Genomic DNA, 12,331 nt, shown 5'->3' on the forward strand with positions numbered 1-12,331 from the left:
CAATAATTGTATTATTCCACTGGACCAATAGGCATTTATTTGACTTAAAACGGACTATACAAATCCGCTCCAGTTGTTTCGGTGCAGGCTAACATTTTAGCCGAAAATTTTTTGAGTAAATGGCTCCTCAATTCTGTAGAAACGAAGACTACAGCTGCCTGACAGTCAGACCTGTGAAGCCGTTACGGTTTCGCCAATCAGCCGAACCCCGTCGAGTGTCAGTGAGGGGATAACGGCGGTAAACACATCTTTCAGCGACGGAATCTGACCCGACAGCCCGCCGGTAGCTACGGCTATACAGTCGTTATGCAGTTCGGCACGTATCCGCTCAACCAGCGACCGAACCAGCCCCTCGTAACCCAGCACAATGCCAGCCTGGATGGCGTGGGTGGTACTCGTGCCCAGGGCCGAGGCAGGTACCTCGATTGGCACTTCGGGCAGCTGGGCCGTATTGGCGAAGAGGGACCGGATGGCGGTTTTCAGCCCGGGTGCAATGGCTACGCCCAGTATTTTCCCTTCGGCCGACACGGTGGTGAAGGTAAGTGCGGTGCCAAAATCGACCACAACGCAGTTTTGCCGGTAGCGGGTGTAAGCGGCCAGTGCGTTGGCAACAAGGTCGGTGCCGATCTCGTGCGGACGTAGAATCTCGAGTGGCAGCAGCGGATAAACACCAGGCCCTACCACAATCGGCTCGAAGCCGAACAGTTCGGTCAGCATGGTCCGCATGGTAGGCGTCAGGTTTGGCACCACGCTGCTGAGGACCGTTGTCTGTACAGCGCTGAGGGTAACGTTAGTTTCTAGGAGCCAGAGACGTAGCCGGGCTTCGTACGATTGAGCCGGTTCATCGATTCGGGCGGGTGTTCGCCAGACGTGCTGCCAGGAGGTTTGGTTATAAAGACCGAAAACGGCGTCGGTATTGCCGATATCAACAATGATCTGCACGGAAACAAGGGGAGATGGCCCGACGCAAAGTAACGCAAAAATATATCGTTTGGTGGATTGGCCTGGCTAGTCAGGCATTATATGGGCAGCACTTCGCTTTCGTAGACGTGTAAAGTATGGTTAATGAGCCGATAAACCCGGTTTGCCGTAGTTGCTAGTTGTGGCTTGTGGGTAATGAGTAAAATGGCGAGCTGCGGGCGTAAATTGTCCAGCAGATTCATCACAAATTGCTCGGTGTGCTGGTCCATTGCGGATGTAGGCTCATCGAGCAGAAGAAATTGCGGGTTGCGGTACAAGGCTCGGGCCAGTGCGACTAGCTGGCGTTGCCCGCCCGACAGGTTTACGCCATCTTCGCCAAGGCGGGTAAAATAACCCTGTGGAAATTGCTCGAAGTAGGCTGCAAAGCCATAGGTTCGGCAAAAATCAACAATATCATCGGCTTCGCCGATGGTATCTCCGAGGCAGATGTTATCCAGCAGGGTGCCGCTAAACAGCTTAATATGTTGTGGCACTACACCCAGTCCATGCCGCCATGTTGGGGTGTCGATGCGTTCCCAATCGGTGTCGTTTACGCTTATCCGTCCCGTTTCTGGCTTGTAAAATCGCTGAATGAGTTGCAGGAGCGTACTTTTCCCACTGCCGCTTTCGCCTAATAAAGCCACCTGTTCACCTCTGTGGATGGTCAATGACACGCGATCTAAAAGCGTGGGTCGGCCCGGGAACCGGAACGATACGTCATGTAGCGTTACTGAGCTAAAGGTAAAATCGGCTTGTGGTATGGCTGCCGGGTGCTCGGGGTCAAGCTGCGCATACTCGTACATCCGCTCGAAGGCTACGTTGGCTTCCTGCAGCTGGATATTCGTTAGGGCCAGACTGGCAACGGCGGGTAGAATGGTGCCGGTCAGTGTCAGGATGGCCATCATCTCACCCAGTTGCAGGCTTTTTTGCACCACCAGTAGCGATGTAATAGCCATCAGGCCAACAATCAGCAACGCACCGGTAACTTCTGCCAGCAGCGAGAAACGCAAACCTACCAGCCCCAGTGAGTAGGCTTTTTTCTGAAAGAAGCTGTAAACGGAAGTAGTTATCTCCTGAAAGAACGGCTCCCGATTGCTGGTTTTAATGACATCGATTCCCTGAATGGTATCGACATAATTGCTTTCTGTGTGGGCCGAAGCAGCCATCACATCGCGTTGACCGTCGAGAATTGGTTTGTGAAAAAACCAGGCTAGCCCACCATACAGGGGTATACTCACCAAACTCAGCAGGCCAATCCAGGCCGAGTAGGTGAACAGATACCCTGCCGACACCAGCAGGACCAGCGCGTTGATAACTACCACGCCCGTGATCTGATTGATGCTGCGCTGAATGCGGCTGGTATCGTTCAGGCGGGCTACCAGCTCGCCGGTTTTGCGGCTATCGAAAAACGACTTAGGCAGATAGAGCAACGCTCCGTAAAACCGGTTGACCATGCGGTTGTTAAAGTCCTGGCTTTGGCGGTTCAGCAGGAAACCACGCAGATACCCAACAACGGCCCGCGCCACCAGCAGAAACGCCAACAGGGCCAGTCCCAGTAAAAGCCGCTTTGTGTCATGCCGGGGCAGGATTTCATCGATCAGCTTTTGCGAGAAAATGGCGGTTGACAGGCCAAGCCCTGCGGTGACAATACCCAGCCCCGTGGCAATGGCCAGTAAGGGTATGTCGTCGCGAATTAATCCGAGAAGCCACCGCCGTTTGGCGACCTTTTCGTCGGTTTGTTTGACGAACGATGCGTTGGGCGTCAGGGCCAGTAATATTCTGGAGGGCCAGATTGCCGTCAGCTCCTCGGTGGTGTAGTGCTCAATACCCCTTGCCGGGTCGCCGATACTGAAAATTCCAGCTATGTTATCCCAGCCGTAGCAGACCACGTAGTGCTGGAGCCTGTCATCTATCAATACGTTCAGAATAACGGGCCCGCTGACATCGGTTTTCAGGTTTTCGATGGAGTCGGCCTGTAGTCCTTCGCTTTCTAAACCAAGTTGCTGCGCGGCCTGATGGAGTCCCAGTAAAGTGGTTCCCTGCGTATCGGTACCGCTGAGTTCGCGTAGTCGTTCGAGCCGGCTATGCCCACCGTAGTACGCCATAACTGAAGCCAGACAAGCCACACCGCAGTCAGCCTGCCCCTGCTGGCGTATCAGGGTTCGTTCCAGGTAGTTTAACGGCTTCATGTCAGCACGAGGGTTTGGTCAATTGCTCAAATAGCAGGCAAAGCAGTAGCCAGAGAACTGATATAATCTGTTCCATAGTGGTGGGTAGTAAGAATTGTGATGGCTACAGGCCGCTTTTATTTGGGTAAAGGGGCTGTATAGTTTGCTATGGCTGTTACGCTGGTTTCGCCCCGAAAGCGTTTGGCCAGCGACCCGTCGGCGTGATAGATCAGTACGTCGGGAACAGACGTAAAGCCGAAGGTGTCGTAAGCTTTTTGTTGGGTTATGTGTGCTACGTGCAGATTACTGATTGTGTCAAGCTGGTGGGTTTGGGCAAAAGCGTTTAGGGCCGTCAACGGAGCCGCCGACAGTAGCCAGACGTCGGTATGGGCCAGTTGGTGGGCGTTCTGCCGTAGTTCATCCGCTTCACGCTGACAATGGTCGCAGTCGGGGTCGAAATAAACCAGCACCAGCGGACGGCCCGTAGCCGCCAGCCGAATCGGCCCGCCCGACAGGGGCGTAACCGCACAGGCGGGTAGTGTATGAATGCGCTCAGCTTCTTCGCGTTTGCGGCTTAGGGCGCTGGTGAATCCCCAACCGAAGTAGGTCATCAGACCCAGCACTAGTAGGGGTAAGGCCCATTTTGCGTAGCGGTTCATGACAGGCTAACGGTTAAGAACATGACGAACATTACCCACACGAGTAGCCCTGAGCCGTACGAAGCCGCTACCATACCCAGCCCGCGCTGCCATGACCAGCCCACCACCTCCGCCACACCGTAGGCCAGCATCAGCCAGTAAGTCAACTCAAATAAATTGAGCAGCTGCAACGGATAAAATAGGTACGGTTCAACGGAATGAACATCGAGCAGATTGAGCAGACTAAGCGGATAAAACACCTGCAAATCCTGTAAACTGTAGTCGGTTTGTACAAACAGGAACCATAGCAGCTTTATTAGAGCGGGTAATAGCAGCACCAACTCAGCCTGTATGGCTACCCGAAAAAAGGCTTTGTAGGCCCACCGATTCGTAGCGAAGTAATAACCAAGGCTCAGACAGGACGCGACGAGAGAAAACTTTACCAAGCAGTATAGGGGCAGCAAAATATACCCAAGCCAAGCCCATTTATGGTTTTGCGAGATAGTCTTTTCAATTTGCTCATAAGTCATCTGCTCTGCCAAAGCATTAAAATATAACCCATCGGATATAAGCAGATGATTTACCGCAACAGCTAGAAAAACACTGACAAGAGAGGTCGCCGTATATACAAACCAAATGTTACTTTCATGGGCAGACCGCTTACGCTGTACTGGATCTGTTAAGAAATTCATCGATTTATTGTGGCAAAATCAGTGAACAATTACTGCCTAAGAATTACCCAGCAGATAAGTCAAGCCTAAGAGCCAATAAGAACCACTATCATTATCAATTGCTACTTTCTGAGTAAGTAGATATAACATAATCCCTGCTAGAGACTTGTCTGCAGAGTTAGCTTCAATAGTTAATTCGAAGCTTCCACGCAGTGCTTTACTAGCTTGGTAGCGGCCTCTTACCACTCTATCTGGTCCCGTGATGCGTAAATCACGGCCTGGCGGGTAACTTAGTCTGTAGCTTTTGCCCTGGAAGAAAATTTTCCGACCTTTTAACAAACCAATTGAATCGCCTTTTACGTTGGCGATGACTAAATACTTCTTCTTGGCAGTCAAAAAGTACTGTAATCCACCTACGTCAATAGTTAGTCGACCATAATCTGTCGGATAAATACGTGCAAAATGTTCATTGCCATCATTAACCTGAATGGAACTATTACTGAATGCACTCGACAGAATCATGTTACCTGTGTAATTTATTTGCTGGGACTTGCCCAGTAAAGAAATACACATTGTTACTACAACTAATAGGGCTTTCATTTTGGTAGATAACGGATAGGATTACCCCCGAAAATTATTTTCGGGGGTAAATAACTAACAGTGCTTGTCAACCAGTACAACACCGCCGGCTATACCAGCAGCGGCAATAGGGGGGGCAACGGCTTCAACTGCTCCAAGAACTATCAGACCAACTCCCAGTAAACATTTCCAGAAATTGGCACCACCTTGTGTGGCTATCATCTGTGCTTCAGTCAGCTTTTTCATGTTGAAAAATATAATACACGTTCCCTACTCTATTTAAGGCTTTTCGGTATCCACCTTTGTCGCGCGCTTGACGAGACAAAGGTGATATACGAACAACCCCGGCGCATGAGCAAACTTGCTCTTTTCTTGTGAGTGAACTTACCTTTTTTAGGTGGGCAACTTTACCTATTACTTACCTATAACGTAGCTAGTCGGCCAGGAGTAGCGTTACTTGACGGATCACAGGAGAATTGATTCCAGCCAGACTTGTAAGTCAACGCAAACAAAGACGGCCTAAGGATTTATGTGTAGATATAAGTTTGCCACGCCAGCGATCACTGATAATGAGGTATTGATGGCCTACTTTCTAATATCAATAGTAGGTTGTGACGAAATAATCGGCTTATTAATTACCTGTTTTTCGATACAGTAATTGGCTTGCTTGTCAATTAATTTTTCTTCGAGTATAACTGCATCCACTACCTATTTTTTTTCTTGTTAATTATCGTGAAAACGCTACCTCGTTGCCTGTTAGGATGCTTGCAAGGAGTTGTATCTGACTTCTGCTCGACAATGAAATTTTCAACAGAAATACATGTCAACGGGTGTAAGCCTTGAAAATTCAGTTTGGATTATTCAGATTGGCGTTTCTCTGTTTCAAATCTATGAGCATGGCAATACCTGTAAGATTAGTGCCTATTCCTGTGCAAAGAGCATATACTAACTCTTTATCTTTGAGATCGCTGTATAGTGCATATCCAAAGGTTAAGCCTGAGAATGTAAACGATGTGTACATCAACACCGTTTTAAATAATTTCTTATTCATATTAATTTTGGTTGATGACATCTATTTTTCTATTGAATTTACTCAGTAGAAAAATAGATGTCAGTGTCAAAATAAAGTTACTGACTTTTACTAAAATTTGTTAGTAAAACAGGACATTAAACCCACCGTTCCTGCTACATATCCTTGGCTAGCTACTAGGGTAGCTGCTAAGGGCGCTCCAACTCCAGTCATAGCAAGCCCTGCTACGCCAAGAGCAAATCCTGCTACTGCTACTGCACACCCAACTTTACCACTACCTTCAATAGTAGCCATATCAATGTCAGACAACCGCTTCATATCCATGAAATACATGATGATTAACCTACTCTCTTTCAGGCTTTTCGGCATCCGCCTTTGTCGCGCGCTTGACGAGACAAAAGTGATACACGAACAACCCCGGCGCATGAGCAAACTTGCTCTTTTTCTGTGGGTAAACTTACCTTTTTTAGATGGGCAATTTTGCTTATTACTTACCCGAAACTTACTTAGTCGGCCAACAGTAGTAGCAGCGTTTCGCGGTGGGCCATTACCCAGCGGGTCAGGCTGCCGGGGCCACCCGATATACCCAGCTTCTGGCTTATATTTAGTTTATGGTTATTCACTGTTTTCTGGCTGAGGCACTCGGTGTCGGCAATTTGCGGTCCCGTTTGTCCCGATGATACACCGCGCAGTACCCGGCGTTCGGCAGGGGAGAGACTGTGCCAGCCCGGAAACGGCTCGTTGATGCTATAAGTAGCTGCTGTCTGGAGCAGGGCCGATTGGAAAAACCGCCCGGCTTTTAGCGTTACTAAACAGTCGGTGAGTTCGGGAACCGTACAAAGAACATCGAACTCCAGATTGTCCAGTAGTTTCCAGAGCGGTTTTGTCATCACCGAACTGGTTTCGAGACAAACGATCAGCAGTGTTTCGGGACTGCCCGCCCGCAGGTCAGTAAACAGCGGAGCGTCCTGCAGGTAATCCTGGGTGATTAAGGCAAAGCGTGGCTGTTCGGTACTGACTCGTTGCCGAAACACAATCGCATTGGTTTGCGGAGTGCGCCAGAGCAACGCAGCCGCGTCCGAAGCGGCCGATATCTGTAGGGTTAACAAGCGCCGGGAACATAAAGCAATCAGGGACATGAACGGTGGGGTAGAGACGTCAACAGCACGTAACTATCCTCTGACGGAGAGAGGCATTATAAGTCATGCTAACTCACGAACATGGTTACCTAACCAACAAAATGATACCAGAATGGGCGCAGCGTTTTCTCGCGGCTGGCAGTAGCGACTTATATAGAGAAAATGTAATGTTTCTGGTGTCGATAAGTAGCTTGCGGTCAAGCTATTGCCCGCCTGGGCTGGGTCGTCATGAACTCTTTGAGATAGAACGGCTCGAAGGTAGCCGGGTCTTCAAACTGGCCGCTAGCGAAGGCCTTGGTGGCGAGTTGACCAACCGTCCGGGCCGAGGGGATGATGAGCTGGTCGAGGAATAGAGCGTTGGCGTGGTGCCCCAGCGTGGGCTGACATTTGGCGGCTCCGTCGCCGAAAAAGAGCACCCGGCTACTGGCCAGCAGGTCGGCAAAGGAGTCGGGCGTGATGATTTCAGCCGCCGTGGGCCTAATTTCCCGGCCGGTTATGTCGTAAAACGCGCAGTATACCTCCATACGCCGGGCGTCGATCATGGGACAGAACAGTACGGGCTGTTCCGAGGACAGGGTGGCGTACTGGCGCACCTGTTCGGTCATAGCCTGTAAGGTATTGATCGCCAGCAGCGGTTTGTCGAGGGCGAAACAAAGCCCTTTGGCCGTTGAGACGCCGATGCGCAGGCCGGTATACGAGCCGGGGCCTTTGCTGATCGCTATCGCATCGAGCTGGGCCAGTTCATGCCCCGTATGCCGCACCACATCACCGATCAGGGTGGTGAGCATAGCCGCCGAGGTACGCTCGGTGAAGAGTTCGTAACAACCCAGCAAGGTAGCCGCATCCGGGCCGTTGCCCCCGTGTACAGCTACCGAACAGGACGCCGTGGACGTATCGATGGAAAGAAGAAGCATTCAGTAAAAAGTGCTGAGCGATGAGTGCTGAGCGATGAGTGCTGTCAGTTGCTCATCGCTCAGCACTCATCGCTCATCGTTATTTTGATTTGGTGCCTTTGAGGATGGCGGTGTAGCGACCCATGTCTTTGAAGACGTCGAGGGCGGCTTTCAGTTCGGGGTCGGTCGCAAAAGAGGCTTCCTTGATGCCATGCTGGAGGTAATAGTGACCCGCAATTTCCTGTTCGAGCAGCGTTTTAAGCTCGTTCTTGAACGTCATCAGGTCGGCGTCTTTGCTGTGCGACACTTTGGTTTTCAGGGCTTTGAGCTGATCCTGAATCTGATCGAAGTATTTTTCTTTTTTGGCCGATGCTTCGAGCGTGCCGAGATCTTTCTCGACCTGGGTGGTATAATCATACTCTTTATCGGCTACCCATTTGGTAAAGTCGGCATACTCGGCATCGGTCAGGCGAAACTCGCGGGCCGGTTTGATAGTCGCATGTTCGCTCCGGTACTTGACCGCATAGTCGAAGATCAGCCCTTTGTTGGTCAGGCTCAATGCAATGGGGGTTGGTGTCTGAGCTTCTACGACCACATCGGGCAATACGCCACCGCCGTCGTACACAACCCGGCCAGCCTTGGTTTTGAACGCCGTTTTGAGCGAATCGGGCACTTTACCAACGCTACCGTCGGGGTTGCGGTGGCTGTAGTCGATGGCCTGGATACAGCGCCCGCTCGGAATATAGTATTTGGCCGTGGTGATTTTCAGCTTGGTATTGAACGACAGCTCGCGGGTGGTTTGTACCAGCCCCTTGCCAAACGTCCGCTGGCCAACCAGTACGCCCCGGTCATAATCCTGAATAACGCCCGATACGATCTCGGCGGCCGACGCACTGCGGCTGTTGGTCAGTACGATGATGGGCATATCGAGGTCGAGGGGAGGGTTGAGGGCCGTGTAGGTTTTGTTCCACTCGGTTACCTTGCCTTTGGTCGTTACGACCTCCGAATCTTTCGGAATAAAAATGTTCGAGATGTCGATGGCCATGTTCAACAGACCGCCGGGGTTTTCGCGGACGTCGAGAATCAGCTTTTTCATGCCTTTCCCTTTCAGCTCCTGAAACGCGGTTTTTACCTCGCGCGAAGCTGTGGCGGTGAAGTCTTTCAGGTCGATATAGCCCACCTCGTCGTTGATCATGCCGTAGTACGGCACGTTGGTCATCTTCACCACATCGCGGGTAACGCTCACGTCGACGGGGTCTTTCTGGCCAAACCGGCGAACTGTCAGTTTAACGGCCGTATTGTTCTGCCCCTTCAGCAGTTTGCCGGGGTCGGCATCTTTGCGGCTTTTGAGGTCGATCCCGTCGATCTTCACGATTTCGTCGCCGATCTGCAGCCCCGACTTTTCGGCCGGTGTACCTTCGTAGATCATCAGCACGATGCTTTTACCCTGCCGCTGGCCAACGAGCGCCCCAATGCCGTTGTAGCGGCCGGTTGTCATGGTCATGTAATCTTCAATTTCATCTTCGGCGAAGAAATTGGTATACGGGTCGAGGGCTTTCAGCATGGCATCGATGCTGGTCTTGACCATGCGGTTGGGATTCACCTCATCTACGTAATACAAATTCAGCTCTTTGAAGAGCGTAGCGTAGATGTCGAGGTTACGGGCAATCTCGAAGAACCGGTCGTCGGTTTTGAACGAGAAGAACCCGATACCGCCTGCCACAAGGACCGAGGAGGCAAGGAGCGTAAAACGTTTGGGAAGGCGCATAAGTCAGTTGACAGTCAGTAGTCGTAAGCCGTTCGGAAACAGCACTCAGCAGGACTAACTGATGGCTATCGGCTCACGACTTTTGGTAGTACTAATTTCATACCTTTTTCTATCTCTTCAAACGAAATAATCTGTTTGGCGGTATAAAGAAAGGCAATGGCCGTAGGGCGCGCCTGGCCGGGTGCCGGGCTAAACCAGTCGGCCCGGCTGCTGAGCAGCGCTTTGTTGAGCCGGTAGGCTTCCCGTACGCGTCGTCGAATGAGGTTTCGGTCAACGGCGCGCTTGAAGCCGCGCTTGGGAACGGTGATCACAATGGCCGGCAGAGGAGGGGGGGCATCGGGCGGGGCGGGTGCCGACAGATAGAGCACCCGAAACGGAAAAAGGTAGAACGTCTGGACCGACGCGCTACCTTTCTTAAACAATTCGCCCAGAATTTTTTTGCTGCAAAGCCGCTCGGATTTGGTGAAGGTTTGCTGCATCATTCGGTTCATAGTTTATAGTTTTCTGTCAGTTTACTCCCGAGAAGCAGCAGACAGAAAACCACAAACTCATTAAACTTTGAACCGCTCGCCTTTTTTCTCGTCAGAAACGGTCAGTTTCCAGCGACCTTTGGCACGACGGCGGGCCAGCACCTGGCGGCCGTTGGCGGTTGACATCCGCTCGCGGAAGCCGTGCTTGTTTTTCCGCTTGCGGTTCGATGGTTGGTATGTTCTTTTCATGATCTATGTTGCCTTAAAACCCTTGGTTCCAAATGAGTCCGCAAAGATAGCGGAACCAGCACAGTTTACCAAGCCCGATTTCGAAAAACGAATTGTCATTATTTGTGTTGGTAGTTAACAGGATAGCCGGGCTGCCTCGGCTATCCTGATCGACTGTACTTACTTGCCGAACTATGCATTACCGCCTGTCTGCCGACCAAAACGCCGGAACGCCCAATCCGCAGCACTATATTGCCGTTGAAGCCCATCTTACGGATATTACCAGCAGCTACGTAGAGCTTCAGCTACCCGCCTGGCGACCCGGCCGGTATGAACTGCAGCCTTTTGCCAAACATATTCAGCGCTTTACGGTGGTTGATGCCGATGGGCAGCCGCTGCCGTTTCAAAAAGTGACCAAAGACCGTTGGCGGGTACAGACCAACGGTACTACGGCGCTTACGGTGCTTTACAACTACTACGCCCTGCTGCCGACGCCTAATCTGCTCAACGCGGGCAGCAGCTTTATCAGCGACACCTTGCTGTACGTAAATCCGGTCAATCTGTGCGTCTATGCCGACGGCCGGATCGATGAGCCCTGTACGCTCGAACTGGCTATTCCGGAGCGATGGATGGTAGCCTGTGGCCTGTCGTCGGCGGGGGGCGACACCCGGACGCTGGTCGCGCGCGATTTTTACGAACTCGTAGACGGACCGCTCATGGCCGCGCCGGTCATGCAGCATATTCAGTACGCGGTGCGTGGCGTTCAGTTCAACGTCTGGATACAGGGTGGACGCCGGACCGACGGCACCCCAACGTTCGACCCGGATCGGCTTGTGCGTGATTTCAGCCGGTTCTCGGAAGCGCAATTGGCGCTGTTCGGTGAGTTTCCCGAACCCGATTATCACTTTCTGACCCTGGTTTTACCGGTTGCGCATTACCACGGCGTAGAGCATCGCAACTCGACCATGCTGGTGCTCGGCCCCAACGACGAAGGGGAAGGATTGTACCAGGATCTACTGGGAGTAGCTTCGCACGAGTTGTATCATGCCTGGAATATCATCCGCATCCGACCCGCCGAACTGCTGCCCTACGATTTTACCCGCGAAAACTACTTCACAACCTGTTTCGTTGCGGAAGGCGTCACTACCTATTATGGCGACCTGATGCTGCGCCGGTCGGGCGTGTTCGACGACGAAGCGTACCTGAAAGAGTTGCAGGTGTTGCTGAAGCGCCATTTCGAAAACAATGGTCAGGCGGCCCAGTCGCTGGTCGAGTCGTCGTGGGATTTGTGGCTCGACGGCTACGAGAAAGGTGTCCCCGATCGAAAGGTGTCGGTTTATCATAAAGGAGCCATTGCCGCGCTGATGCTGGATTTGCATATCCGTCGGCTATCCGATCATGCCCGTTCGCTGGATGACGTGATGCGCCAGCTGTGGGAGCGGTTCGGCCGGCCGTTTGTGGGATATACCCTGGCCGATTATCGGGCCATCACCGAAGCCGTAGCGGGCGAATCGCTGGACTGGTACTACGACCTATGCATTTTCGGTAACGAACCGCTCGACGCGAAGCTAAACGAGTACCTGGCCTGGGTAGGTTTGCAGCTGATTGACGAGCCGCCCGGCCTGCCCGACCACCCGGGCGGCATCCGGCTGATGGAGCTGGACGATGCTGCCGGAACCGGCCAACGGACCCGCTGGTTTGGCGGCCCGCTTACCGACGAGCGGCATGAAGGCATAATTGACGAGAAAACGATTGGCAAGAACGTGGTTGCCAGGTAAAAGAACAAC

At 52.0% G+C, this 12,331-nt stretch carries 14 protein-coding genes; 1 reads left to right on the forward strand and 13 read right to left on the reverse strand.

Annotated elements, in window-relative coordinates:
- Positions 1-165 precede the first annotated feature (165 nt).
- The 13 genes from FBR45_RS02895 to rpmH all read right to left on the reverse strand — a co-directional run bounded on the left by FBR45_RS02895 (position 166) and on the right by rpmH (position 10,565).
- Positions 166-942 carry a type III pantothenate kinase gene (locus FBR45_RS02895; RefSeq protein ID WP_138499152.1) on the reverse strand — a complete coding sequence of 259 codons (777 nt, stop codon included), beginning with the start codon at positions 940-942 and terminating at the stop codon, positions 166-168.
- 77 nt (positions 943-1,019) lie between these two features.
- Entirely contained in the window at positions 1,020-3,149 is a 2,130-nt protein-coding gene (locus FBR45_RS02900) for a peptidase domain-containing ABC transporter (RefSeq protein WP_138499154.1), read from the reverse strand.
- A 116-nt stretch (positions 3,150-3,265) separates the two neighbouring features.
- Complete coding sequence (locus FBR45_RS02905; protein WP_138499156.1) at positions 3,266-3,787, reverse strand: peroxiredoxin family protein; 522 nt, start codon at positions 3,785-3,787, stop codon at positions 3,266-3,268.
- On the reverse strand, positions 3,784-4,212 hold the full coding sequence (locus tag FBR45_RS02910; protein WP_246082088.1) for a hypothetical protein: 429 nt from the start codon (positions 4,210-4,212) through the stop codon (positions 3,784-3,786). Before FBR45_RS02910 ends, FBR45_RS02905 begins: the two co-directional genes overlap by 4 nt.
- Before the next feature lie 282 nt (positions 4,213-4,494).
- The gene (locus tag FBR45_RS02915) at positions 4,495-5,037 is read right to left on the reverse strand and encodes a hypothetical protein (RefSeq protein ID WP_138499158.1); all 543 of its coding nucleotides are present in this window, start codon (positions 5,035-5,037) and stop codon (positions 4,495-4,497) included.
- Positions 5,038-5,091: 54 nt separating this feature from the next.
- Entirely contained in the window at positions 5,092-5,262 is a 171-nt protein-coding gene (locus FBR45_RS26300) for a hypothetical protein (RefSeq protein WP_171044822.1), read from the reverse strand.
- A 601-nt stretch (positions 5,263-5,863) separates the two neighbouring features.
- Positions 5,864-6,067 (reverse strand): hypothetical protein, encoded by a 204-nt coding sequence (locus FBR45_RS02920; protein ID WP_138499160.1) that lies wholly within the window; start codon positions 6,065-6,067, stop codon positions 5,864-5,866.
- Positions 6,068-6,157: 90 nt separating this feature from the next.
- Entirely contained in the window at positions 6,158-6,379 is a 222-nt protein-coding gene (locus FBR45_RS02925; RefSeq protein ID WP_138499162.1) for a hypothetical protein, read from the reverse strand.
- A 173-nt stretch (positions 6,380-6,552) separates the two neighbouring features.
- Entirely contained in the window at positions 6,553-7,185 is a 633-nt protein-coding gene (locus tag FBR45_RS02930) for a helix-turn-helix domain-containing protein (RefSeq protein ID WP_138499164.1), read from the reverse strand.
- 197 nt (positions 7,186-7,382) lie between these two features.
- Positions 7,383-8,099, reverse strand: a complete 717-nt coding sequence (tsaB, locus tag FBR45_RS02935) for a tRNA (adenosine(37)-N6)-threonylcarbamoyltransferase complex dimerization subunit type 1 TsaB (RefSeq protein WP_138499167.1) — start codon at positions 8,097-8,099, stop codon at positions 7,383-7,385.
- 79 nt (positions 8,100-8,178) lie between these two features.
- Positions 8,179-9,846, reverse strand: a complete 1,668-nt coding sequence (locus FBR45_RS02940; protein WP_138499168.1) for a S41 family peptidase — start codon at positions 9,844-9,846, stop codon at positions 8,179-8,181.
- A gap of 65 nt (positions 9,847-9,911) precedes the next feature.
- Entirely contained in the window at positions 9,912-10,325 is a 414-nt protein-coding gene (locus FBR45_RS02945; protein WP_138501891.1) for a ribonuclease P protein component, read from the reverse strand.
- A gap of 72 nt (positions 10,326-10,397) precedes the next feature.
- A complete protein-coding gene (rpmH, locus tag FBR45_RS02950; RefSeq protein WP_077920829.1) occupies positions 10,398-10,565 on the reverse strand; it encodes a 50S ribosomal protein L34 in 168 nt (55 codons plus the stop codon).
- A 173-nt stretch (positions 10,566-10,738) separates the two neighbouring features.
- On the opposite strand from rpmH, the gene FBR45_RS02955 reads away from it, so the two are divergent.
- Entirely contained in the window at positions 10,739-12,322 is a 1,584-nt protein-coding gene (locus tag FBR45_RS02955) for a M61 family metallopeptidase (RefSeq protein WP_138499170.1), read from the forward strand.
- The last annotated feature ends 9 nt before the right edge of the window (positions 12,323-12,331 follow it).

It is taken from the genome of Spirosoma lacussanchae (assembly GCF_005870035.1).
Taxonomy (GTDB): Bacteria; Bacteroidota; Bacteroidia; order Cytophagales; family Spirosomataceae; genus Spirosoma; species Spirosoma lacussanchae.